The sequence below is a fragment of the Paraburkholderia tagetis genome (assembly GCF_022213065.1).
In the GTDB taxonomy this organism is placed as follows: Bacteria; Pseudomonadota; Gammaproteobacteria; order Burkholderiales; family Burkholderiaceae; genus Paraburkholderia; species Paraburkholderia tagetis.
This window is the reverse complement of record NZ_JAKLJA010000017.1, coordinates 89,409-112,845: the sequence shown is the minus strand read 5'-3', so window position 1 is coordinate 112,845 and position 23,437 is coordinate 89,409. Positions and strand designations below refer to the sequence as shown.

The following is a 23,437-nucleotide window of genomic DNA, read 5'->3' as shown; positions in this document are numbered from 1 at the left end:
TGACGGCGCGAAGTGACGATACCAGGCGGTGACGAGGCGCTGCGGCCGCCCGTGGGGGAACGCGTGCGTAATTTGCCAAACGATGCCGACGAACCAGGCGCGAGCGGGCCAGGCGTGATGAACGTGCAAGACGCGCTCGGCCCGCCCGCGCCTCTTTGCGCCGCCACTGCCGCCACTGCCACTGGTGCGCACGAAAACCTCTGGCCGGTCCCACTAAACGTGGGTTGGCGATGCGCTTCGACACCGCCAGGCGCGTGCGCGTCGCCTGCTGCGCTCGATGCTGCCACGCGCGCCGAAGACTGGATCGACGCCGACGTGCCGGGCACCGTCGCCTCGGCGCTGCGCGCGGCGGGCAAGCTCGATTCCGAACATCCGAACGCGCTTGCAGATAAATTCGCCGACAACCTCGCCTCGCGCGATCACTGGTATCGGCTCACGCTCACGGGCCACGGCATGCGCCGTTTGCGCCTGCACGGCCTGGCCTCGATCGCCGAAGTCTGGCTCGACGAGCGCCTGCTGCTCACCTCCGGCTCGATGTTCGTCACGCACGACGTGGCGTTCGAACTGCGCGGCACGGCCACGCTCGCGCTGTGCTTTCGCACGCTCGACGCGGCGCTCGCGGCACGGCGCACGCGGGCGCGCTGGCGCCCGCGCCTCGTCACGCCCGCGACGCTGCGCAACGTGCGCACGACGCTGCTCGGGCGCATGCCGGGCTGGTGTCCCTCGTTGCACGCCGTGGGCCCCTGGCGGCCCATCGAGTTGCTGGCCGACGCGCCCGATGCGATCCATAGCGTCGATCTTTCGACGTCGATACAAGGCGACGACGGCATCGTCAACGTCACCGTGCGCTTCGTGCACGCTCACGACGATGCACCCGCCGCGACGCTGCATTGCGCGCATGCGCAAGCCGCGCTCGCATGGCGCGATGCGCACACGCTGATCGGTACGCTGCGCGTGGCGAACGTCGAACGCTGGTGGCCGCATACGCATGGCGCGCCTACGCGTCATGCCGTCACGCTGCAACTGGCGCAGCACAAGGTGGTGGACAACGCGGTGGACAACGCGGTGAACGAAGCACCAAACAAAGCACCGCACGACATCGCGCTAGGCGACGTAGGCTTTCGCACGATCGAAGTGGATCGCGATCTGAACAGCGCGGACGGCGCAGGCTTCGCCCTGCGCATCAACGGCGTGCCGGTGTTCTGCCGTGGCGCGTGCTGGACCAGCGCCGACCTCGCGACGCTCACGGGCACGCCGGAGCAACTCGCGCACACCTTCGCGCTCGTGCGCGAAGCGGGCATGAACATGATCCGCGTGGGCGGCACGATGGTCTACGAATCGGATGCGTTCTACCGGTTCGCGGACGCCCACGGCATCCTCGTCTGGCAGGACTTCGCGTTCGCCAATTTCGACTACCCGACCGACGCGGCCTTCAGCGCCGCCGTCGAAACCGAGGCCACACAGTATCTCGCGCGCACGCGCCGCTACGCCGCGCTCGCCGTGCTCTGCGGCGGCAGCGAAGCCGACCAGCAAGGCGCGATGTTCGGGCTACCGCCCGAGATGCGCGAGCAGGCGCTCTTCACGCAGCAGTTGCCCGCCATCGTCGCGCGCGAGCGGCCCGACGTGCCCTATGTGAGCAATTCGCCTTCGGGCGGCACCTGGCCGTTCTCCACGCGCACGGGCGTCACGCACTACTACGGCGTGAGCGCGTACCAGCGTCCGCTCGACGACGTGCGCCGCTCGCAGGTGCGCTTTGCTTCCGAGTGCCTCGCATTCGCGAACGTACCCGACGACGTCACGCTGCACGACGCACTCGGCACCATCCACGAGCACGATCCGCGCTGGAAGGCGGCGGTGCCGCGCGACCCCGGCTCGGGTTGGGATTTCGACGACGTGCGCGACCACTATGTGCGCGCGCTCTTCGGCATCGAGCCCGCGCAGGTGCGCTATGAGGATCCGCAACGCTATCTGGACCTTTCGCGCGCGGTGGTGGCCGAGTTGATGATCGACGTGTTCGCCGAATGGCGCCGCGCCGGCTCATCGTGCGGCGGCGGGCTCGTGTGGCAGTTGCAGGATCTGCGCCCGGGTGCCGGCTGGGGGACGATAGACGCGTGCGGCAGGCCCAAGAGCGCATGGCACGGCCTCGCGCAGGTGCTCCAGCCAGTGCAGGCCGTCATCACCGATGAGGGGCTCAACGGTCTCGATATCCATCTCGTCAACGACAGCGCCAGCGCGCTCGCGCTGCAACTCGAACTCGTTTGTTTGCGCGACGGCGCGGTGACGGTCGCGCAAGCCGCGCGCGCGGTCGAGCTTGCGCCGCGCAGCGTGCAGCGCGTGAGCGCGGCCGATCTGCTCGGGCGCTTCTTCGACTTCACGCACGCGTACCGCTTCGGGCCGCGCGCGCACGACGTGACGATTGCGACGCTGCGCGACCCGGCGAGCGGCGCAATCGTTTCAGAAGCGTTTCATCTGCCCGAGCGGCGCGCGCACGAGCGGCACGATCTGGGCATCGCCGCCACGCCGCAGCGCACGGAACGCGGCTGGCAGCTAGCGATCGAAGCGCAACGCTTCGCGCGCTGCGTGCATATTGCCGATGCGCACTACTGCGCGCGCCGCGACTGGTTCCATCTGCCGCCGAACCGGCGCGTCATGATCGATCTTGTACCGATCGACACACGCGAGCATGACCTCGCGCCCGATGGCGAAGTCCGCGCGATCAACGCAGCGGCGCCCGTGTTTTATCGCCAGGCGCTGACGACGCCCTGAAGATCCGCGCGGCTTTCGACGTGAGCTGAAAATGCCTTCGCGCATTTTTTGCAAACGTCTTTCCGCATTCCGGACTACTTGACTTTCCCCGATTTGAACGTATCGTTCATTGGGCGCCGGGATCCCTTTTTAAATAATTCGATCAGCATAAAAATGCCACCGGGATTGCGCATTATATTTTCGAAAGGATTCCCGGCCCATATCCATGCGCAGTGAATATGCCGCTGCTGGCTCACAAGCCATGCGTAGCAAATACCGCTGTTGCATCAGGCATTCCAACACTCACGACGGGGACCCAGTCATGCCTACGCCTGCGGAAGAACAAATCAAAGCACAACTCGATCTGCTCCTTCAATTAGAGCTGGATGGAATGGATGCTGTCGACAAGGCGAATTTACGCAGTGAGATACGGAAGATCGAAGTCGAGTACGCAAAGTCAGTGGAAAAGGGAAAAAGCTCTGCCTACTACAAGGACGTCAGCGATTCCATAGCCAAGAACCTCCCGGCTCTCGTGAATGGCATCTATTCAGCGAATAATGCGTTCAAAAAGGGCGACTATGTCTCGGGCTCCGCGGCGATCATGAACATCTGCGCGAGCGTGCTCCCGATATTGACTGCCGTATCGGCAACCGCTGGGCCCGCTGGAGTATTGATCGGCGCGATTTTCTCGGTTGTGGCACAGATCCTCAGCTTTTTCGCGCCTCAACAGCCCTCGCTCGAAAGCAAGATCGCGAAGTTGCTGGATCAACTCAGGGCCGACGAAGAGATCGAGACGATCAAGGCATTCAGCCACAGCATCAGCAGCTACACATCATCGTTGCGTTCAAAATGTTTGGGCGAGAAGAAGTGGAAAGCGGCTGTCGCACTCAGCGGCACCGTGTCTCTGGAGAAAGGATCAACGGAAGTGGTCGGAACCAACACGAAGTTCAGCGCGACCGCCGAGGTCGGTCAGTGGCTCACGTTCGATTCCGATACGCCGCCAACGCCGTACAAGATTGCGAAAATTACCAACGATACGCGTTTGACCCTGGCAACGCCGTACACCGGTCAATCGCTGACGGGCGGCACGTGCAAGTACCGGCACCAGAAAATCGTGAAAAGAAGCATCGATGAGATTCTGGAGATGCCCCTCACGGACGAGAAGGAAGCCGACGCGTTCAGGATAGAGTTGATGGGACTCGGCTGGGGGCTCGACAGGAATCAGGCGAAGCTCGACACCCCGGTTTTCTGGAGCTGGAGGGTGGCGGCATACCTTCAGAAAGAATCGAATCAGAGCAAGGAGCAATGGCCTGAAGTGCTCGGCCTGTGGTGCCAAACCTATGTCGAATTGCTGACGGCAAACACGATGCTCAGTTGCATGGCCAGTCCAGGAAAGCTGGAAGCGCTGTTAGCGGCAACTCAGGAGTCGAACAAGACGAGCCCCCTTTCCGACGGAGTCAAGGCTCTGTGCCATGAAGCCGTGCTCAACCTTGGGGTACTGGTGAAGGAGCTTCCCGCTTCGTGGGAAGCGGATAAGGAGGAAATGCGCAATATCGTGACAGCAGTACGGCCTGTGGCGCGCGAGCATGGGCTCTATGCTCACCTCGGCACCTGGATGGACGGGCTCATCCTGTACGTCGCCCGGGGTAACGGCCAGGCCCGCGAGCTTGCGTGGGACTACAAGAAGAACACGGCGTGGCTCGTCAGCATGTCCGTCCACGCCCCCAAGACCCAGGTTGACTCGTTCACCCCCAAATACGAACTCCTCGTGGTTGAGTCGGGCGCGGGCCGCGTTTGGCGCCATCATCTCGATTCGGTCAGGGGCGACCTGGCCGATGGCACCGTCGTGATCGCGCCTCGTTCCAGCCGCCCGGAGCGGTTTCTCGACGTCAGCGGGTTCGCGTTCCACGACAAGACACCCGGCGTCGATGCCAGCACGCACCCCAGGACGCTGGCTGCGCTGGTGGTCGAGGACTCGGCACATGCGCGCTACGTGAATTACTACACGTTCGACAAAGACCTCAAGAGCACGCGCGTGGACACGGAGCCGTATCTGTCCGACGTGGCGGAAATTCGCTCCTTGTATCTTCCTGCCAGCACTTTACCGGACGACCCGCACGCCGACGCACTGACCGGCGCAAACCGGCCCGAAGCGAATTCGGTGCTCACGTATGGCGGGATTCGCGGCAGCAACCGGCTGCATGTGATGGAGTGGATTGATGCATCCACCGTGGAAGGCCCACAAAATTGGACCACCTACAACGGCGTCGAGATCGATGCGCACTATGTCTGGCTGTACGGGAGAGGCGGCATCGCGTGCGCGACGCATACCTCGATGCTCAAAGCCAGAAGAGGAAAGATTGCGCGTCCGGCGTGGATCTATCACGATTTCGACAAGCAGTTCACGAGACCCGAGGTCAACTCCCTTTGCCCATGCGTGGACGGGACGCTTACCGTGGCCATGATCGGCCAGATCTACACGGCGGACTACAAGATCGATCGCAAGACCAATCGCATCGTCACCAGTTCGTGGGTGAGACGGGGCGGCAAGGCCACGCAGGTCGTCAAGATGCCGATTCCCTGCTGGTCGGTACTCGAGAGTTTGAATGAGAGGTTGCGCGACGAGTAGCCAACGAGCAGCCAACGAGCAGCCAACGAGTAGCCATCGCGGAAAACGGTTGCGCAGCAGGCTGCGCACCGGCGAGCGACTTCAGGCCGCCGCGCCCGATACCGTGCCGGCTGCGGCAGCGAGAGCAGCACCATCGCTCACGCCCGCCGCAGCCTGCGCGCTTTCATAAATCAGCCCGGCACGCAGCCACCCTTCGAAATCGTCCATCACGGCATTGCGCGCCTCGCGCGTGAAGAGCGCGTGATCGAGGCCCGGCAGCGTCAACGCGCGCACGTTCGCCACCGCGCGCAACGCGGCGAATGAAGCGCCAAGCTGCAAGCGCGCTTCTTCGAGCCCGCTGTCGAATTCGCCGTACACGAGACGCAACTGCACCTTCTTCGCGTCGATGCTGCGCAGGAGCGTGCGCGCCTCGTTGGCGACGAGCGCGCGCCCCGTCTTGCGCTCGATCGCATGAGCGAGCGCGAACACCGCATGGCGCAAGCTGCGCTTCGCGAGCACGCTGGCGATACGCAGCGGGTTGCTGTCGGTGCGGCCACGCAGCGCGCGCTTCCACTTCTCGGCGCTGAACGCGGCGCGCACGTAAGTCTTCGACGAAACGACGCGCTGCTCGCCCGGCGAACGCGCGGCGCCATCCCACGTGAACTTTTGCAGATTCACGCCATACGCGGCCACCACGTTCGGATGCAGCGCGCACACGTGCAGGCTCACGAACGCGCCGCCGCACACGCCGAAGGCGACCACGCGCGCATGGCCGCGCGCGACGAGCCAGTCGGCGGCAGTAGCTGCGTCGTCGCGCAGCGAGGTCGAATAGAGCCAGTCGAGCGTCACCTCGGGCACCGGCGGCTGCGCGTCGCCAAGGCCGCCGACGTCCATGCGCAGCGAGGCCACGCCCTGCTCCGCGAGCCGCCGTGCGAGCAGCACGGCAATGCGGCCATCGCCGATGTGGTGCGCCGCGCCCGTGTTGATGAGCAGCACGGCGGGCGCGCCCGGCCTCGGGGTGTCGGGGTCGCAGTGAATGCCGAAGCAACGGCCAAAGCGCACGGGCCGCTCGGTCGCGCGGTGACCCGCCGGCCGCAGATACGGCTGCGGGTCGATTGGCGCGAGGTTCATGGGTGGCTCGACGGCGGGCTGCGCGGCTTCGACAGCGGTGTCGGTATTGGTGGCGGTGGCGGTGGCGGTGGCGGCGCGTTCGGCGTCCTCGGCAAGCCAGGCGCTCACGCGTGCGAACGCCTCGACGGGCTCCTCGCTATAGAGCGCTTCCAGCATGAAACGGTCGGATTCCTCGAAGCCGCCCTGCTCGACCTGCACGCCGTGCTGCGTGTAATGCGCGGCGAGCGTAGTGGCGAGGTTCGTGCCGCTCGAATCGAGCAGCAGCACGCGCGGCGCGGGCGCGCGGGTGTCGCGCATCAGATCGACGGCCGAGAGCGTGGCGATGTCGTCGCCGTGCAGGCCGAAGCCGAAGGCTTCCACGTAGGCGGCATCGTCGGCGATGGGCACGGCGCCCATGCCCGCCGACGTGCTCAGCCAGCTTTGCCGATGCGCGCGCAACTCGCGGATATAGCGGCGCCCGGTGACCGGCGGCGCGAGCAGCACGAGCGCGTCCACGCCGGGAGCCTCCACTCCGGGCGACTCCACGCCGGGAGCCTGCACTCCGGGCGAATCCACGCCGGGCAAATCCCCGCCGGAAGCAACCGCGCCGGGACTACCCACGCCAGGCACGAACGCGCCAGACACCGCCTCACCGCGCAAGCGCTCGGCCCCCAGCGCAGCCAGCATCGCGCCAAGGCGCAAGCCCACGAGCGCCACGCGCGTCACGCCGGTCCATGCACGCAGATGCCGCACAGCAGCGCCCACGCTTGCGAGCCACGCGTCCACGCGGCCTGGGTCGTCTTCCATGCCGTCGGCGTCGCCGGTGCCCGGGTAGTCGAAGCGCAGCACGGGCATGCCCGCCGCGGCGAGCCGCTCGGCCAGCTTGCGCCAGCCGCGGTGCGTGCACAGCGCGTCATAGCCGAACGGATTGCACAGCACCACCCCCATGCGTCCCCCGGCTGGATGCAGCCAGCCGAAAGCGCCGTCGAACACGACAGGGATCATGGAATGCCACCTCCTTCAAGGGTCCGGCCGGACGCCCGTCCCCGGGGCTAGCGCTGCAACGGCAGCCTGCAGAGCACATCACGCCCACCGCCGCGCGATGCCCGGTTTTCGTCCGCGAACGGCCGCACCGCGCGCAGCGTAACGGTGTAAGGAGAATTTAATTTTTGGCATGCCGCGGCTCCGTGCGCCGACGCACAAACGCACACGCATGCCTCGTCCAGAATGGACGGCACGCGCGCTGATCGATCGAGGGGGCCGAGGGGCCGAGGGGGTTAAGAGGCGCGGGCGCGAGAACACGGCCGCTTCACATGCGCCACAGACCCCGCCACTGCCCCGCTACAGACCCGTTGCAGACCCGCGCGCGGGCGCACTTGCCCGCACGCCGACCACACCATGACCGCCAAGCCCAGTCACACGCCGAGCAAAAAGCCGAGCCTCAAGCGCAGCGCCGCGTTCAACTTCGCCGGCAGCGTCCTGCCGATGTTCGTCGCGCTCGTGACGACGCCCATCTATCTCGAGCAGATCGGCGCGGCGCGCTACGGCGTGCTCGCGATCGTCTGGATGGTGCAGGGCTACTTCGGTTTTCTCGATCTCGGCCTGTCTTCCGCCACGTCGAACCGCATCGCGCAGCTGGAGCACGCGCAACCCGCCGAACGCGAATCGGTGCTATGGACCGCGCTGCTGCTGAACGCCGCGCTGGGGATAGCTGGCGGCATCGCGCTGTACGGGCTCATGCAGATGCTGCTCGGCTACTTCGACATGGGGCCGGAGCTCAGCGCCGAGCTGCGGCCCGCGCTGCCCTGCGTGGCTTGCCTCGTGCCGCTGTCGAACCTCATCAGCGTGTTCAACGGCGCGCTCGTCGGCCGCGAGCGCTTCGGCACACTCAACGCGGTCCAGTTGCCGGTCACGCTGATGTATCAACTCGTGCCGCTCGGTGCCGCGTTGCTATACGGGCCGAATCTGCGCAATCTCGTGTACGGCACACTGGCGGCGGGCGTCGCCGCGCTGCTCGTCAATGCCATCGTGGTCTGGTGCGTGTTCCCGCTGCGCCTCGCGCAAGGTCCGCGCCGCGAATGGGTTGGCAAGCTCTTTTCGTTTGGCGCGTGGATGAGCGTGACGAGCCTCGCCCAGCCGCTGCTGGAAACCGGCGACCGTCTGATGATTAGCCACGCGCTCGGGCCGCAGGCCGTCACGTATTACCATGTACCGTTCAATCTGGCCGTGCGCGTGCGGGTCTTTCCTTCGGTTTTTGTGCGCACGCTGTTTCCGCGCCTCTCCTCGCTCGACGCGGCCAACGCTGCCGAATTGTCCACCACCGCAATACGCGGCCTCGCCGCGCTGCTCACGCCGATGACCGTGTTCGGCATGTTCCTCATGCACCCGTTTCTTGCACTGTGGGTGGGTCAGGAGTTCGCCATGCGCGCCACGTCGGTCGGCGAGACGATACTCGTGGGCATCTGGATCAACGCAGTCGCGCAAATCGCGGCTTGCCACCTGCAGGCAACCGGACGTCCCGGCATCGTTGCACGCTTTCAGGTCTACGAAATGTTCCCGTTCTTCGCCTTGTTGTGGTGGATGCTGCACACCTTCGGCGTGGTTGGCGCCGCGCTCGCCTGGAGCGCGCGCTGTCTGCTCGACTTCGTGCTGATGTTCCATGCCGCGCGCCTGAACTCGCACCCAACACGCATGCTGTTCGCGCCGGCGCTGATCGTCGCGGCGGCATACATTGCAACGCTCGTATTCGCGCCGCTCTCGTGGCCGGGCATCGGCTGCTGGATCGGCATGACCATCGTCGCGCTCGCGTGGGCCGCCCGCACCGAGCCGCAAGCGTGCGCGCGCGTGCTCGGCCTGCTCGCGTCGATGCGCAACCATACGCGGCGCTGGGCGCAGGGGCAGTGATCATGCCAGGCCTCGCCATGCGCGTGACAGGCTGCGCGACGCGCTCCCTCCTGGCGATCGGCGTCGCCCTGTTGTTCATCCTGCCCGCGCCGCCGTTCACGGCCGCGCTGGCCGCGCAGGAGACGCGCGCCATCAGCGCCGACGCCCTGCTCGACTCCATCGGCGTGACCATCCATATCAACTACACGGACGGTGCCTACGCCGACGTCCACAAGGTCAGCGACGACCTCGCCTGGGCCGGCGTGCGCCACGTGCGCGAGGGCACGCCGGTCGACTCGATTCCGCTTTCGAGCTACCTCTGGCTCGCGCAGCACGGCGCGAAGTTCACCTTCGTGGTAGGCGGCGACGTCGCCGATTCGCTGCGGCAGCTCGACCGTTTCGCTGCGACTGCGGCCACGGCAGCACCCGACGGCATCGCCGCCGTGGAAGGCCCCAACGAGATCGACAATTTCCCGATCAGCTACAACGGCCTCAAGGGCGACGCCGCTGGCCTCGCCGCGCAACAGGCGATCTACGCGCACGTGCACGGCAACGCGCACCTCAAGGGCGTGCCGGTCTACGACCTGACCGGCTACGGAATCGCGCACGTCGACACGCGCGCGGGCGCCGCGGACTTCGTCAATCACCACGTCTATCCGCAAAACGGCGATCAGCCCGCGTACAACGCCAACGGCGCCTTCTGGCTGGCGTGGGCCATCAACAGCGTGCGCAAATATCAACTGCCGATCGTGCTCACGGAATTCGGCTATTTCTCGAGCCCGCAGGCGGGCTGGAACAGCCTTGGCGTCGATGAAGCAACCCAGGCGAAAGGCGTGCTCAACGGTCTGTTCGATGCGGCGAGCCTCGGTGTCACGCGCACCTATCTCTACGAACTGCTCGACGAGAAACCCGATCCGCAGCATGCGAACAACGAGATGCACTATGGTCTGTTTCGCAACGACCATACGCCGAAGCCTTCGGCCAGCGCGATCCGCAATCTCACCGCGATCCTGCGCGCGAATTCCGCGAACATTCCGGTTGGCGCAGGCTCGCCGAATGCTTCGTCATCCTGTGTATTGAGCGGCATGCCGCAATCCGCGCGCAGTCTGCTGCTCACGCGAAGCGATGGACGCTACTTCATCGCGCTCTGGAACGAAGTGCCGTTCTGGGACCGGGCGACGGGCAAGCCACTGAACGCCCCGCCCGTGAGTGTGCAAGTCGACTTCGGCGCCAAGGCGAGCCGCGTCGTGCTCTACGATCCGACCGTGTCAGCCGGGCCGCTCGCCACGCATGCCAACATGCAACGGCTCGCGGTGGAGGTGCCCGATCACGTCGTGCTGCTCGAAGTCACGCCCGCAAGCCAGTCGGGAAGCTGAACGCGCGACGCGTGGCGCGCAGCAGCGCCCACAGCGAGCGCTCACGTCGCTTGTTCCGCATCACGTCCCTGCATCACTGCCCTGCATCACGTCCTTTTTACCCACGCGCGCAGCGCAAAAAACGGCCGGTACACACAGGGGCACGCGGCGTAGAGGAACATGCGGATCTTGAAGCCCATTTTCACGCCCGGCGTGCGCAGCAGCAGCCCGAGCTTCGCGCCGAAGCCGCGCACCGCGAACACGTCGCGCGCATAGTGCTCGCGCGCGAGCTTGGGCACGAGCAGCGCGCGCATCGGCTCGCCCACGCCCGCGATCTGCGCATCGTGCTGAAACTGCGCCGACTCGACGAGGCCGAACGCCGTCGTGAGCTTCACGCGCGCGATGAACTGCTCGACGGTGCGAAAGCGCTTCTTGCCCGAGAGCCCGCCGCGCCGGTAGCGCACGAGCGGCTCGCGCAGGCTGTACGCGCCGCCCGACATCACCGCGCGAAACGTCATGATCTGGTCTTCGGCCATGGCGCCCGGCAGCATCGGCCCGAAACGCTCGAACAGACGCCGCGACCACGCGTGCGAAGCGCCCACCACCCACGGGCGCTCGCGCGCCCAGTCGTCGAAGCACTTGTACTGGCCGAGATCGGTGGGCGCAATGAGACCCGAATCCCGGCCTGAGTCCGGGGACGCGGGGTCGAACTCCACGAGATCGGAGGCGATCAGGTCCACGCGCTGACCCAGCGCGTTCCAGCAGTCGACGAGCCGTGCGCAGCGCTCGGGCGCCGAGACATCGTCGCCCGCGGTCACCACGAGCAAGGCGCCCTGGCTCATGGCGGCAAGCTTCGAGAGATGCGCGCTGATGCCCGCGTTCTGTTCGTTGCGGTTGAGCACGAGGCGATGCGGGCCGCGATAGTCGCGCACGGCCGCTTCGATTGCGCCCCACGTGCCGTCGGGCGAGCAATCGTCGGAGATCAGGATTTCGAGCGGCGAGTACGTCTGCGCCAGCGCGCCCGCGATGGCGTCGGCGACGACGCCCGCCTGGTTGTAGGCAATGAGCAGCATCGACACGAGCGGGCGCGGAGCGTCGTTCGCGGGAAGCTGCCCGGTGCGTTCGGCGGATCCGGAATCCTGGGCGTAGTCCTGAGGCATCGGCAATGAAGTGCCCGCGAGCGCGGGCAAACAGGTTTAGCGCGGGGTTGGGCCTCGAACAGGCGCCCGCCCGGCGTGGGCGCGCCATACTATCACGCGTGCGCGCCGCCACCGAAACCGCCACCGAGCGGCATACTGGCCGCGCGCCAAAAGCGCCACGCCGCCTTTGTATAATCGTGGATTCCCCTTTCCCGCCCTGCGTTCACCTTTCATGCTTAGTTTCGCACTCGGCTTTCTTGTCTCACTGCTGGTCACGCTGCTGATCGTGCGTTACGCGCATCTGCATGAAAAGTTCTCCGTCGACTCCGACCTCGCGGGCGTGCAGAAATTTCACGCGCGCCCGGTGCCGCGCATCGGCGGCACGGGCATCCTCATCGGGCTCGTGGTCGCGGCGGCGCAGTTGCATTTCACGTATCCGGCCGTGTCGGGGGGCATTCTCGGCATCGTCGCGTGCGGCGTGCCCGCGTTCGCCTCGGGGCTCGTCGAAGATCTGACCAAGAAAGTCTCGCCGCTGGCGCGCCTCATCTGCACCATGGCCGCCGCCGCGCTCGCCTACTTCGCGCTCGGCATCGCGGTCACGCGCATCAGTGTGCCGCCGCTCGACTTCCTGCTCTCCTACGCCGTGATCTCGTGCTTCATCACCGTGCTGGCCGTGGCGGCGCTCGCCAACGCGATCAACATCATCGACGGCTTCAACGGCCTCGCCTCGATGGTCGCGTTCATGATGTTCGCCTCGCTCGCCTACGTGGCGTTCCAGGTGCACGACGCGGTCGTGCTCTCCGCCTCGTTCATCATGATGGGCGCGGTGCTGGGCTTCTTCATCTGGAACTTCCCGGCGGGCCTGATCTTCCTCGGCGACGGCGGCGCCTACTTCATCGGCTTCATGCTCGCCGAGCTGGCGATCCTGCTCGTGATGCGCAACCGCGACGTCTCGGCGTGGTATCCCGTGCTGCTCTTCATGTACCCGATCTTCGAGACCTGCTTCTCGATCTACCGGAAGAAGTTCGTGCGCGGCATGTCGCCGGGCATCCCCGACGGCGTGCACCTGCACATGCTCGTCTACAAGCGCCTGATGCGCTGGGCCGTCGGGGCGCGCACCGCGCGCGAGCTCACGCGCCGCAACTCGCTCACTTCGCCCTACCTGTGGCTGCTGTGCCTCGTGGCCGTGATTCCGGCCACGCTGTTCTGGCGCCACACGCTGCACCTGTTCTGCTTCGTGGTGGTGTTTGCGCTCACTTACGTCTGGCTCTATGTGAGCATCGTGCGATTTCGCTCGCCCAAATGGCTCGTGGTGCGCAAGCACCATCGGCGCACCTGAGAAAAAAGGGGCGAATGCGGCCAAGCGGTGCGCTCATGCATGTGTCCCCGGTTCGCACGTACAATTCCGGCACGCGCCGCAATGGCCCTGCCGGGCCAACCGAGCGTGCGCCCGAACATTCGTTAAAAGCATAAGGAAAAACGACATGCGCCGTTATCTTGCGATTGCTCTCGCCCTCTTCACCGTCACGCTTGCCGCGTGCAACACCGTGGCCGGCTTCGGCCAGGATCTTTCGAAGGGCGGCAACGCCATCACGAATTCGGCGGAAAAAGCCAAGTAAGGCTACCAAGGCCACCAAGGCCGCGGGGACCGCCCGGGCCGGTCACGCTTCGCTCGGGCGGCGCGTGACCGGCCCCTTTCGTTTGGCGGTTGTTCGTTGGCAGTTTTAACCTCAGCCTCGCGCAAATTCCCGCAGGCGCGCCACCTCAGTTTCCAGTTCCCGCACGCGTGCCTCGTGCCGCAGCGCCGCCGCCTCCATCTCACGGATACGCTCGTCGCGCTCATCGAGCGCCGCCTTCACATCCTGTGCCTCGAAGCGCTGCGGAATGTGCTGCGGACAATTGCTGTCCCACGCGGTTACCGTGAACTGGATCGCACGTTCGGCGCGTGCCTTGTAGCCCGCCGGCATGAGCCGCTGGACCAGCGCCGCGTCCTCCACGACGCGCGCCTCGCCCCAGATCTTGATGCGCCGGCGCCGCGCGTAATCGATGAGGAACAGATACGCCTTTGGGTTGTCCGTCAAATTACCTAGCGTGATGTATTGCTGATTGCCGATGAAGTCCGCAAACGCGATGGTGCGCGCATCGAGCACCTGCAAGAAGCCCGCCGGGCCGCCGCGATGCTGGATATACGGCTGGGCGTCGGCGGTCGCGGTGGCGAGAAACACACTGCGCTGCGCCTCGACGAACTCGACTACGTCCGGCGTGAGGTCGGTGCCGAAACCGCGCTGCGCTTCCATGCGCGCGTAAAGGTCGCGCGAACCGAGGCGCGCCTGCATGGCCTTCACGGTTGGCGTGAACGCGACATCGCTCGTATAGCGGACTGCGGACGTATCCATCTGCGGCTCCTTCGCTGCGTGCTCTGGTGTGTGCAAGATAGATCCTTCCACAGGGAAACAGAATCCTGCATCCACGGGAATCATCCTCCCGAAATCCGGATGGATGAAGCGCGTGCCGCGGATCGCCATGCAGCAGCCAGGAAGCAGCCAGGAAGCACATCGACGCGCCCGGGCGCGTCCGATGCATCGTCGCGCAGGTAGCGCATGTCGCGCCGCCGCAAACCGCGAACGCGTTACCCTTGAAACTCGCGCGGCGCCGCGCGAGTCCACTCACCGCTTCGGCTGTGCGTTATGCCGAAGCACTGGCAGGGAGGAAAGCATGTCGAACATGATCTGGGTCGTCGTCGCCAACCGTGTAACCGCACGCATTTTCGCGGCGGAAAGTCCGATAGGCGCCATCGAGGAAATCGAGACGCTGCTCCATCCGGAAAGCCGCGTGCCCGAGCAGAGCCTCGTGACCGACCGCCCGGGGCGCACCGAGCGCGCCTCCGCCGGCCGCCAGCAGAGCGACCCCGACCCCACGCATCACGAACACGAGACCAGCCTGTTTGCATCGCAGGTCGCCACGACGCTCGCCAAGGCGCGCAACGCGGGCCGCTACGGCACGCTCGTGCTCGCCGCGCCGCCGGCATTCCTTGGCGCGTTGCGCAAGGCACTCGATACACAGACGCGCAGCCTCGTCACGCTCGAGCTCGACAAGGACCTCGCGCTGCTCGACGCGCGCACGCTGCGCACGCATTTCCCCGAGCGTCTGGTGCGGGCGCAGGCTTGAGCGCCTTTGGCCTGTGAACTGAAACAGGCTGCGCAAGTACGCATGACGCTGATGGCCTGCTCGCCCGCCAGCATGCCGGGCAGGCCGAGCAGGCCAATTCGCTCGATGGTGGGCGGCGCGTATGGACCGCATGCCACAGCGAATCAATCTGCTCCATCCAATCTGCCCCACCAATTGCCGGATTGCGTACGGTCACGCACCAAACTGCGCATTTGCGGCCCCCCGGCAATGTCAGAATAAGCAAGGAAAACGCAAGGCATCCGCTCAGGGCGCCATGGGTGAACACGCAGACCGCACCGAAACATGAAAAAGCTGGAGTCCATTTCCGTGCTGCGCGCCATTGCGGCCACCACGGTCATCTACTTTCACATCATGGCGCCGACAGGGCACGCGTTCGGCGAATTCGGCGTAGACATTTTCTTCGTGATCAGCGGCTTCGTCATCGCGCTCGTGCTGGACAGCCCCAAGATGACCACGCAGCGCTTCCTCACGGACCGCATTGCCCGCATCGTCCCGCTCTACTGGCTGCTGACGTTTGCCGTATTCGCTGGTGTTCTCATCGCTCCATCCCTCTTCAATTCAACGACAGCCGATTTCGGAAGCCTGCTGAAGTCGCTGCTTTTCATTCCCTATCGCAAGGAAAGTGGCGCGATCTTTCCGATGTTGTTCGTCGGCTGGTCGCTGAACTATGAAATGCTGTTCTACGCGGTGACGGCCGTCTCGCTGATGCTGATGCGCCGCCACCGGTTGCTGTTCATCGCGGCACTGATCTTCGCGATCTTTTGCGCAGCGACGGTATGGGCTCCCTACAATGCGATCGCCGAGTTCTATTCGGATCAGCGCATCCTGGAGTTCCCGCTCGGCTTCGTGATTTACCGGCTCTGGAAATTCGGTATCCCGAACAAACCCGTGCTTGCGTGCGGCACGGCAGCCGCGGCCTATGCATGGATGGCCTACGTGAACTGGCATGGCGTGTCGCACGCGATGTTGCTGTATTACGGCGTTCCGGCTTGCCTCGTGGTCGTCAGCAGCCTGAGTCTCGAATCGGCAATGGGCTCGGGCCTGTTGACGCGCGGGGCGATATTCGTCGGCAATGCCAGTTATGCCGTCTATCTGAGCCACCCGTACTGCGTCGAGGCCGCGCGCAAGCTACTGCCGAAAGCGATCCCCGGCTTCGAGGCCACTGCGCCGGTCGGGGTTGCGGTCGTCATCGTCGTGGCGACAGCGGTGGGCGGCGCGCTTTACGTGCTCGCCGACAAGCCGCTGCACGCGCGCGCACGTCGGCTGCTGCAGTCTGTCCCGGCCATACGGTTGCGCCGATCCGCAAGCGCCGGCTTGAATCACACGCTCATGGCCGCCGATGAAAAACCATCGCGCAACGTGTCGGTCAACCACGACGCGGGCTGACCGGCGAAGCATGTGATCGACGCGTGATCGCCTCTTTTCAAAGCGCGTTCAGCGGAATCTTGAGATAGCGCACGCCGTTGTCCTCGGGCTCGGGCATGCGCCCTGCGCGAATATTCACCTGAATCGACGGCAGGATCAGATTGGGCATGGCGAGTGTGCGGTCGCGCGCGGTGCGCATCTGCACGAAGACTTCTTCGGTCACGCCGTCGTTCAGGTGGATATTGCCGCTGCGCTGTGCGCTCACCGTGGTTTCGAAGCTCGGGCCGCGCGACTCGGGCGGATAGTCGTGACACATGAAGAGGCGCGTCTCGCCCGGCAACGCCAGCAGCCGGCGCACCGAGCGGTAGAGCGTGTGCGCATCGCCGCCCGGAAAATCGCAGCGCGCCGACCCCACATCGGGCATGAAAAGCGTGTCGCCCACGAACACCGCGTCGCCGATCTGATACGCGAGGTCGGCCGGCGTGTGTCCAGGCACGTGGATCGCGCGCGCCTCGAGCGGACCGACTTCGAAGCGTTCCTCGTCCTTGAAGAGATGATCGAACTCGCTGCCGTCGGCGACGACCGTGGCGCCCAGGTTGAAGACCGTGCGGAATACGCCCTGCACGTTGCGGATGTGCTCGCCAATCGCGATCTTGCCGCCGAGCTGCTGCTTGAGGTACGGCGCCGCCGAGAAATGGTCGGCGTGCGCATGCGTCTCCAGCAGCCATTGCGCCGTGAGCGCGTGTTCGCGCACGAACGCGGCCACGCGGTCCGCCGATTCCGTGGACGTGCGCCCCGACTTCGGGTCGTAGTCGAGCACCGGATCGACGATGGCGCACACCGAGCCGCGCCCCGAATGCACGACGTAGGTGACGGTGGACGTGACCGGGTCGAAGAACGGCTCGACGAGCGCGGCCGGGGTGGAAGTGGCAGAGGTGGCGGTGGCAGGGGCGTTGGGCGCGGCGCAGGTGACGACGGGGGCGGACTCGGACATCGGGAACTCCATACGGCCAGAACGGGTTGAATGCGCGGGTTAAACGCGCGGATTGAATGCGCGTGGTGAATGCGTATCGAGGAATGCCGGGCGCTTCCGGCCATGATTTATTGAAAGACATATTATGAATCGATATAATGTTTGTCAATCAACTGTCAGTCGACAGGTGTCAATCTTTTCGCTCATCGTTTCATTGCGCGCTCGGCGCCACCACACATGAATTCACCGCTCACCCCTGAAGCGCGCGAGGCGCTGCGCGAATCCGCGGAGAAGTGCTGCGCGCTGCTCAAGGCGCTCGCGCACGAAGACCGCCTGCTCCTCCTGTGCCAGCTCACCGAGGGCGAGCGCAACGTGGGCGAGCTCGAAGCGCTCGTCGGCGTGCATCAGCCCAGCCTTTCGCAGCACCTCGGCGTGCTGCGCGAGGAAGGCCTCGTCGAGACGCGTCGCGAAGGCAAGTACATCTACTATCGCCTCGCGAGCCACGAGGTCATCCAGGTCATGCAGACGCTCTCCAGCCTCTACTGCGGGCGGCTGAAGGCAAGTTCGGCGCGTCCGGCGTGAGTCTCGATCTCGCCCACTTCACGCCGCTCGCCTCCTTGGCGGGCGGTCTCATGATCGGCGCCGCCGCCGCGCTCTTCGTGCTCGGCAACGGGCGCGTCGCGGGCATCAGCGGCATCGTCGGCGGCTTGCTGCAGGGTGCACGCGCGAGACACGGCGAGCGCGCCTGGCGTCTCGCTTTCGTCGCGGGCCTCGCCGCCGCGCCGTGGCTCTGGCGGCTCGTCGCCGCCAGCGCGACCGGCGTTGGTAGCGGCGTTAGCAGCAGGATTGCTGCCGTGGGCGCCGGGGCCTTGTCGCCCACCATCGATGCGTCGCCCGCCACGCTGATCGTCGCCGGGCTGCTCGTGGGCGTGGGCACGCGCTACGCCTCGGGCTGCACGAGCGGCCACGGCGTGTGCGGCATCGCGCGCGGCTCGCTGCGCTCGTTCGTGGCCACCGGGCTCTTCATGGCTGCTGGTTTCGTCACCGTGTTCGCGGTGCGCCATCTCGTGGGAGCCTGATATGGGTGAACTCGGCGGCAACGCCCCAAGCGACGTCCAACGCAACGCAATACGCAACGTCGGCGCCTTCGCCTGCGGCCTGCTTTTCGGCCTCGGCCTGATCGTCTCGGGCATGGCGAACCCGGCCAAGGTGCTCGCCTTCCTCGATCTGGCCGGGCACTGGGATCCATCGCTTGCCTTCGTGATGGCGGGCGCCGTCGCCGTCGCGGGCATCGGCTTTCGTCTCGCGCGCACGCGCTCGGCGAGCATCCTCGGTGCGCCCATGCAGTTGCCCACGGCACGCCGCATTGATCCGCGCCTGATCGCGGGCGCGCTTGTCTTCGGCGCGGGCTGGGGCCTCGCGGGCTTCTGCCCCGGCCCTGCGCTCGTCAGCGCCGCGAGCGGACAGCCGCGCGCGTGGCTCTTCGTGGCCGCGATGCTCGCGGGCATGGCGCTGTTCGCCGCGCTCGAGCGCCTTGCCGCGGTCCGCGCGCAGCGCAGTCAATCTTCAAGCTAGCCAGGAGTTTTCGATTCCATGCAAATCGTGCAACACGACGCGCGCTTCGCCAGCGCCGACCAGATCACGCCCGCCGACCTCGCCGAGATTGCCGCAGCCGGCTATCGCTCGGTCATCTGCAACCGGCCCGACGGCGAAGGCGGCCCGTCGCAACCGGCTTCGGCGCAAATCCGCGAGGCTGCGAAGCAGCTCGGCCTGCAATTCGCCTATCTGCCCGTCACGCCCGGCAAGATCGGCCCCGATGAAGTCGCGCGCTTCGCGCAGCTCCTCGCCGACATGCCCGCGCCCGTGCTCGCGTATTGCCGCACCGGCAACCGCGCGACCAACCTGTGGCAGTTCGCGCAGGCGAGCGCACAGGCGCATCCCGTCACGCCTCCTGTCGCTGCGGCGGGCGCGGCGAACGCCACGGCGGCAGCGGCATGCGATTGGGACAATGCCGGGGAAAATGCCGGAGAAAACGCCAGCGCGACCAGCGCGGACAAAGCCGCAGCATCGGGCAGCACGGGCAAGCGCTGGGACGTCGTCGTGATCGGCGGCGGCTCTGCGGGCATCAGCGTGAGCGCGAGCCTGCTGCGCCGCCAGCCGGGCTTGAGCATCGCGATCGTCGAGCCCAAGGATCACCACGACTACCAGCCCGCGTGGACGCTCGTGGGCGGCGGCGCCTACGACGTGAAAAAAACGCGCCGCCCCATGGCGAGCGTGATCCCGCGCGGCGCGACGTGGATCCGCGCGGCGGCCGAGCGCGTCGAGCCGCACGCCGATCTCGTGCGCCTCGCAAACGGCGAGACCCTCGCGTATCGCCAGCTCATCGTCGCGCCCGGGCTGCGGCTCGCGTGGGAGCGCATCGAGGGGCTCGAAGCAACGCTCGGCAAGAACGGCGTCACCTCGAATTATCGCTACGATCTCGCGCCCTACACGTGGCAGCTCGTGCAGCAGATGCAGGGCGGCACGGCACTCTTCACGCAGCCGGCCATGCCGATCAAGTGCGCGGGCGCGCCGCAAAAGGCCATGTACCTCGCCTGCGACTACTGGCTCAAAACGGGCAAGCTGTCCAAAGTGAACGTGGAGTTCGATCTCGCCGGCGCGGCGCTGTTCGGCGTGGCGACGTTCGTGCCGCCGCTCATGGAGTACGTGAAACGCTACGACGCGAAGCTCGCGTTCTCGTCGAATCTCGTCGCTATCGACGGCCCCGCGCGCCGCGCCACCTTCGAAGCGAAGGACGCCGACGGCAACGTCACGCGCATCGAGAAGCGCTTCGACATGATCCATGTGGTGCCGCCGCAGGTGCCGCCCGATTTCATCCGCGACAGTGAGCTCGCCGATGCAGCCGGCTGGTGCGAAGTCGATCACGCCACGCTCCGGCATCCGCGCTGGCCCAACGTGTTCTCGCTCGGCGACGTGTGCTCGGCGCCCAACGCGAAGACGGCCGCGGCGGCGCGCAAGCAGGCCGTGATCGTCGCGGAGAATCTGCTCGCCGCGCGCGCGGGGCAAACGCTGCGCTATCGCTACGACGGCTATGGCTCCTGCCCGCTCACGGTCGAGAAGGGCAAGGTCGTGCTGGCCGAGTTCGGCTACGGCGGCAAGCTGCTGCCCACCTTCCCGCTCGAACCCACGCGGCCGCGCCGCCTCATGTGGCTCCTCAAGGCCAGCCTGCTGCCGCGCTTTTACTGGAGCGGCATGCTCAAGGGCCGCGAGTGGTTCACGGGCGCGCAGCCGTCCGAGGCGCAGCGCTGAAGCACGACGTCGGCTCCGGTTGCCTTGCATGGATCGCGCGTCAATGCTGGAGCATCAGCCCGGGTCGACAATTCTGCATGGGATCGCAGCAAGCGCTCTGCATGGGGCCGGAGTCAGTGCTAAAGCGCTAAGCGCGATCGACACACGAAATCACGGATCATGGATACCACCACGCTCGTGAGCGCCGCACTCGGCTCGGTCGTCGGGCTCATCCTCGCGCTGACGGGCGCGGGCGGCGCCATCGTCGCCGTGCCGCTGCTCGTGTTCGGTCTCGGGCTCGGCGTCGCGCAAGCCGCGCCTATCGGGCTCTTTGCCGTCGCGCTCGCGGCGGGCATCGGCGCCCTGCTCGCGCTGCGCGAGGGCAAGGTGCGCTACAAGGCCGCCGCGCTGATGGCCGCAACCGGCGCCGTCATCTCCCCCGCCGGGCTATGGGTCGCGCACCGCGTGCCCGACGCGCCGCTCACGCTGGTGTTCGCGCTCGTGATGGCACGCGTGGCTTGGCGCATGTTCCGGCACAAACGTGGCGCGGCAGACGATCTGCAAGGCGGCGCCGAGCCCTGCCCGTCCGATCTGCCGTGCCGGCTGAACCTCGACCGCGGCAAGCTCGACTGGACCGCGCCCTGCGCGCGGGCGCTCGCCCTCTCCGGCGCCGTGTCGGGCTTTCTCTCGGGGCTTCTCGGCGTGGGCGGCGGCTTCGTGATCGTGCCCGCGCTCAAGCGCGCGTCGGACATTCCGATGCAGGGCATCGTGGCCACTTCGCTTGCGGTGATCGCGCTCGTCTCGACGGCGGGCGTGGCCGCGTCGGCGGCCAGCGGTCATATGCTCTGGCTCAACGCACTGCCGTTCGCAGCGGGCGCGCTCGCCGGCATGCTGGGCGGGCGCGGCTTCGCGCACCACGTGAGCGGCGCGCGGCTGCAACAGTCGTTTGCGCTGTTCGCGGGCTGTGTGGCGGTGGGCATGGCCGCAAAGGCCGTTCATGCGATCGCGCTTGCGGGTGGGGTCTGACGCAGGCGCCGCGCGGTGCGGGGCCGCGTAATCAGCGCGAAATCAGCGCGAAATCAGCAGTTCTCGGATCAGCAACGCTTAGCTGCCGTCGAATCAACAACCCTCGGCAGCCCCCGAATCGACAATCCTCGAATCAGCCTTCGAAGTCGAGCCCGCCTAGCAGCACCTCCGGCTCGCCTTGCGTACGCGAGGCGAAGTCCACCGGACGCGCCGTCTCCCACGAGGTCATCTTGCGCACGATCGCCTCCAGATAGTGCTCGAAGCGCGCCTCGCCGCCGGGCGCCATGAGGCGCTCGACCTCGTCGACGTCCCACGTGAGCGACAGGTTCAGCGGATACGCATACGGATGCCGCAGCTCGCTCGGCACGCCTTGAACGCGCACGCGCGTGGGGTGTCCGCGCCCCTCGCCCGGCACGACGTCCACGCGCACCGCCGGGCCGAAATGGCTCGCGAGGATGGCCGCGATGCGCGGCACGAATTCAACTTCGAAACGGTAAGCGGCAGCGCTACTCATGCGCGGGGGTCTCCTCTTTGTGCGTTCTGGTCGTTCTGGTCGTTCCGGGACGTTCTGGTCGTGCCGATTCAGGCATCGAAACATGCTAGCGCGAGGCCGGCACGCGAGCCACCCCCAATCCCCAATCAGACCATCCGCGTCGCGCCCCCGGGCGCTCAGCGCGCCTCGCGTGCCCGCTGCGCCGCGAGCAAGGTCGCGCGCAGCCCCTCGAACGAATAGATCGCGAGCGCGACCCAGATCGCGCCGTAACCGACCGCGCGCACCGAGCCGAACGGCTCGCCATACACGAGCACGCCGGTGAGAAGCTGGAGCGTGGGCGTGACGTACTGGATGAGACCGAGCATCGAAAGCGGAATGCGCCGCGCGGCGGCGGCGAAGAGGAGCAGCGGCACGGCCGTGATCGGCCCGGCGGCGACCAGCAGCAGTTGCAGCCCGGGCGACGCCTGGGTGAAATGGCTCGCGCCAGCCATGCCGATGATCGTCAGATAAACGACCGCGACCGGAAAGAGCAGCACCGTTTCGAGCGCGAGACCTTCGAGCGCGCCGAGCTTCGCGGTCTTGCGCAAGAGGCCATAGCCGCCGAAGGTCAGCGCGAGCGCGAGGCTGATCCACGGCGGCGCGCCGTTCTGCCAGGTGAGCCAGGCCACGCCGAGCGCCGCGACCGCCACGGCACACCATTGCACCGGGCGCAGGCGCTCGCGCAGGAAGGCATAGCCGAACAGCACGTTGATGAGCGGATTGATGAAATAGCCGAGGCTCGCCTCGACGATATGCCCCGCGTTCACGGCCCAGATGTAGATGCCCCAGTTGGCCGAGAGCAGCACGGCGCTCGCCGCGAAGCGCGCGAGGAGGCGCCGGTCGCGCAGCGCGGGCCGCAGCCATGCCCAATGGTGCCGCACGACGAGCACGGCGAGGATGAACACGAGCGACCACGCCATGCGATGCGCGAGCATCTCGAGGGCGGGAATCTGGTGGAGCGTCTTGAAGTAGACCGGAAAGAGGCCCCAGATGGTGAAAGCGCAAAGAGCGTAGGCGATGCCGGGATTCATGAGTCTTTTTATTGATGCATTGATGCGGTGCGGGCAACCGTGCGCGGCGCGCGCTTTTTCCGCGCTTTTTTCGGTTATCCCGCAAATTTTGGGGGGAGATGTGAACCGACCCTGCGCCGAGCCGCCGGTTTTGCGACAATAGCGGATTTTCGCCGCCAGCCTTTGCCGCTGTCCAGCTTGACGCTGTACTTAC

19 protein-coding genes are annotated in these 23,437 nt (G+C 66.3%); 13 read left to right on the top strand and 6 right to left on the bottom strand.

All coding sequences use genetic code 11. The features are described from left to right. Window positions 1-117 precede the first annotated feature (117 nt). Complete coding sequence (locus L5014_RS20365) at window positions 118-2,766, top strand: glycosyl hydrolase 2 galactose-binding domain-containing protein (protein WP_238465578.1); 2,649 nt, start codon at window positions 118-120, stop codon at window positions 2,764-2,766. Window positions 2,767-3,067: 301 nt separating this feature from the next. Further along, entirely contained in the window at window positions 3,068-5,374 is a 2,307-nt protein-coding gene (locus L5014_RS20360; protein ID WP_238465547.1) for a hypothetical protein, read from the top strand. Between the two features lie 81 nt (window positions 5,375-5,455). On the opposite strand, the gene L5014_RS20355 is transcribed toward L5014_RS20360, so the two are convergent. After that, entirely contained in the window at window positions 5,456-7,468 is a 2,013-nt protein-coding gene (locus L5014_RS20355; RefSeq protein WP_238465546.1) for an alpha/beta hydrolase, read from the bottom strand. Between the two features lie 393 nt (window positions 7,469-7,861). On the opposite strand from L5014_RS20355, the gene L5014_RS20350 reads away from it, so the two are divergent. After that, a complete protein-coding gene (locus L5014_RS20350) occupies window positions 7,862-9,367 on the top strand; it encodes a flippase (RefSeq protein WP_238465545.1) in 1,506 nt (501 codons plus the stop codon). Between the two features lie 2 nt (window positions 9,368-9,369). After that, window positions 9,370-10,722 carry a glycoside hydrolase 5 family protein gene (locus tag L5014_RS20345; protein ID WP_238465544.1) on the top strand — a complete coding sequence of 451 codons (1,353 nt, stop codon included), beginning with the start codon at window positions 9,370-9,372 and terminating at the stop codon, window positions 10,720-10,722. A gap of 86 nt (window positions 10,723-10,808) precedes the next feature. Here the strand turns inward: L5014_RS20345 and L5014_RS20340 are convergent, their stop codons facing one another. After that, window positions 10,809-11,861 (bottom strand): glycosyltransferase family 2 protein, encoded by a 1,053-nt coding sequence (locus tag L5014_RS20340; RefSeq protein ID WP_420800105.1) that lies wholly within the window; start codon window positions 11,859-11,861, stop codon window positions 10,809-10,811. A 211-nt stretch (window positions 11,862-12,072) separates the two neighbouring features. On the opposite strand from L5014_RS20340, the gene L5014_RS20335 reads away from it, so the two are divergent. Beyond that, window positions 12,073-13,179 carry an MraY family glycosyltransferase gene (locus L5014_RS20335; protein ID WP_238465543.1) on the top strand — a complete coding sequence of 369 codons (1,107 nt, stop codon included), beginning with the start codon at window positions 12,073-12,075 and terminating at the stop codon, window positions 13,177-13,179. A gap of 145 nt (window positions 13,180-13,324) precedes the next feature. Further along, complete coding sequence (locus tag L5014_RS20330; RefSeq protein WP_238465542.1) at window positions 13,325-13,459, top strand: entericidin A/B family lipoprotein; 135 nt, start codon at window positions 13,325-13,327, stop codon at window positions 13,457-13,459. Between the two features lie 111 nt (window positions 13,460-13,570). On the opposite strand, the gene L5014_RS20325 is transcribed toward L5014_RS20330, so the two are convergent. Next, on the bottom strand, window positions 13,571-14,236 hold the full coding sequence (locus L5014_RS20325; protein ID WP_238465541.1) for a pyridoxamine 5'-phosphate oxidase family protein: 666 nt from the start codon (window positions 14,234-14,236) through the stop codon (window positions 13,571-13,573). 319 nt (window positions 14,237-14,555) lie between these two features. Here L5014_RS20325 and L5014_RS20320 point away from each other — a divergent pair, with 319 nt between their 5' ends. Both L5014_RS20320 and L5014_RS20315 read left to right on the top strand, forming a co-directional pair. Then, on the top strand, window positions 14,556-15,008 hold the full coding sequence (locus tag L5014_RS20320) for a host attachment protein (protein WP_238465540.1): 453 nt from the start codon (window positions 14,556-14,558) through the stop codon (window positions 15,006-15,008). 303 nt (window positions 15,009-15,311) lie between these two features. Further along, entirely contained in the window at window positions 15,312-16,415 is a 1,104-nt protein-coding gene (locus L5014_RS20315; protein ID WP_238465539.1) for an acyltransferase family protein, read from the top strand. A gap of 37 nt (window positions 16,416-16,452) precedes the next feature. On the opposite strand, the gene L5014_RS20310 is transcribed toward L5014_RS20315, so the two are convergent. Beyond that, window positions 16,453-17,388 carry an MBL fold metallo-hydrolase gene (locus tag L5014_RS20310; protein WP_238465538.1) on the bottom strand — a complete coding sequence of 312 codons (936 nt, stop codon included), beginning with the start codon at window positions 17,386-17,388 and terminating at the stop codon, window positions 16,453-16,455. 216 nt (window positions 17,389-17,604) lie between these two features. Between L5014_RS20310 and L5014_RS20305 the strand changes: the two genes are divergently transcribed. The 5 genes from L5014_RS20305 (at window position 17,605) to L5014_RS20285 (ending at window position 21,681) form a co-directional block, all read left to right on the top strand. Further along, complete coding sequence (locus tag L5014_RS20305; RefSeq protein WP_238465537.1) at window positions 17,605-17,949, top strand: ArsR/SmtB family transcription factor; 345 nt, start codon at window positions 17,605-17,607, stop codon at window positions 17,947-17,949. After that, entirely contained in the window at window positions 17,946-18,446 is a 501-nt protein-coding gene (locus tag L5014_RS20300; RefSeq protein WP_238465536.1) for a YeeE/YedE family protein, read from the top strand. Before L5014_RS20305 ends, L5014_RS20300 begins: the two co-directional genes overlap by 4 nt. Window position 18,447: 1 nt before the next feature. Then, entirely contained in the window at window positions 18,448-18,942 is a 495-nt protein-coding gene (locus L5014_RS20295; protein ID WP_274389437.1) for a YeeE/YedE family protein, read from the top strand. Between the two features lie 18 nt (window positions 18,943-18,960). Further along, window positions 18,961-20,676 carry a bifunctional protein tyrosine phosphatase family protein/NAD(P)/FAD-dependent oxidoreductase gene (locus tag L5014_RS20290; RefSeq protein WP_238465535.1) on the top strand — a complete coding sequence of 572 codons (1,716 nt, stop codon included), beginning with the start codon at window positions 18,961-18,963 and terminating at the stop codon, window positions 20,674-20,676. Between the two features lie 159 nt (window positions 20,677-20,835). Further along, a complete protein-coding gene (locus tag L5014_RS20285; protein ID WP_238465534.1) occupies window positions 20,836-21,681 on the top strand; it encodes a sulfite exporter TauE/SafE family protein in 846 nt (281 codons plus the stop codon). 133 nt (window positions 21,682-21,814) lie between these two features. On the opposite strand, the gene L5014_RS20280 is transcribed toward L5014_RS20285, so the two are convergent. After that, window positions 21,815-22,195 carry a DUF5594 family protein gene (locus tag L5014_RS20280; protein WP_238465533.1) on the bottom strand — a complete coding sequence of 127 codons (381 nt, stop codon included), beginning with the start codon at window positions 22,193-22,195 and terminating at the stop codon, window positions 21,815-21,817. 155 nt (window positions 22,196-22,350) lie between these two features. Beyond that, window positions 22,351-23,244 (bottom strand): EamA family transporter RarD, encoded by an 894-nt coding sequence (rarD, locus tag L5014_RS20275; RefSeq protein WP_238465532.1) that lies wholly within the window; start codon window positions 23,242-23,244, stop codon window positions 22,351-22,353. Window positions 23,245-23,437 lie beyond the last annotated feature (193 nt).

What these genes read in the sequence shown, in the direction of transcription:
- L5014_RS20365 (WP_238465578.1), top strand. Translation starts at nt 118, where the DNA reads ATGAACGTGCAAGACGCGCTCGGCCCGCCCGCGCCTCTTTGCGCCGCC.
- L5014_RS20330 (WP_238465542.1), top strand. Translation starts at nt 13,325, where the DNA reads ATGCGCCGTTATCTTGCGATTGCTCTCGCCCTCTTCACCGTCACGCTT.
- L5014_RS20325 (WP_238465541.1), bottom strand. Translation starts at nt 14,236, where the DNA reads ATGGATACGTCCGCAGTCCGCTATACGAGCGATGTCGCGTTCACGCCA.
- L5014_RS20285 (WP_238465534.1), top strand. Translation starts at nt 20,836, where the DNA reads ATGGATACCACCACGCTCGTGAGCGCCGCACTCGGCTCGGTCGTCGGG.
- L5014_RS20350 (WP_238465545.1), top strand. Translation starts at nt 7,862, where the DNA reads ATGACCGCCAAGCCCAGTCACACGCCGAGCAAAAAGCCGAGCCTCAAG.
- L5014_RS20340 (WP_420800105.1), bottom strand. Translation starts at nt 11,861, where the DNA reads ATGCCTCAGGACTACGCCCAGGATTCCGGATCCGCCGAACGCACCGGG.
- L5014_RS20345 (WP_238465544.1), top strand. Translation starts at nt 9,370, where the DNA reads ATGCCAGGCCTCGCCATGCGCGTGACAGGCTGCGCGACGCGCTCCCTC.
- L5014_RS20320 (WP_238465540.1), top strand. Translation starts at nt 14,556, where the DNA reads ATGTCGAACATGATCTGGGTCGTCGTCGCCAACCGTGTAACCGCACGC.
- L5014_RS20355 (WP_238465546.1), bottom strand. Translation starts at nt 7,468, where the DNA reads ATGATCCCTGTCGTGTTCGACGGCGCTTTCGGCTGGCTGCATCCAGCC.
- L5014_RS20315 (WP_238465539.1), top strand. Translation starts at nt 15,312, where the DNA reads ATGAAAAAGCTGGAGTCCATTTCCGTGCTGCGCGCCATTGCGGCCACC.
- L5014_RS20360 (WP_238465547.1), top strand. Translation starts at nt 3,068, where the DNA reads ATGCCTACGCCTGCGGAAGAACAAATCAAAGCACAACTCGATCTGCTC.
- L5014_RS20280 (WP_238465533.1), bottom strand. Translation starts at nt 22,195, where the DNA reads ATGAGTAGCGCTGCCGCTTACCGTTTCGAAGTTGAATTCGTGCCGCGC.
- L5014_RS20305 (WP_238465537.1), top strand. Translation starts at nt 17,605, where the DNA reads ATGAATTCACCGCTCACCCCTGAAGCGCGCGAGGCGCTGCGCGAATCC.
- L5014_RS20295 (WP_274389437.1), top strand. Translation starts at nt 18,448, where the DNA reads ATGGGTGAACTCGGCGGCAACGCCCCAAGCGACGTCCAACGCAACGCA.
- L5014_RS20310 (WP_238465538.1), bottom strand. Translation starts at nt 17,388, where the DNA reads ATGTCCGAGTCCGCCCCCGTCGTCACCTGCGCCGCGCCCAACGCCCCT.
- L5014_RS20335 (WP_238465543.1), top strand. Translation starts at nt 12,073, where the DNA reads ATGCTTAGTTTCGCACTCGGCTTTCTTGTCTCACTGCTGGTCACGCTG.
- L5014_RS20290 (WP_238465535.1), top strand. Translation starts at nt 18,961, where the DNA reads ATGCAAATCGTGCAACACGACGCGCGCTTCGCCAGCGCCGACCAGATC.
- rarD (WP_238465532.1), bottom strand. Translation starts at nt 23,244, where the DNA reads ATGAATCCCGGCATCGCCTACGCTCTTTGCGCTTTCACCATCTGGGGC.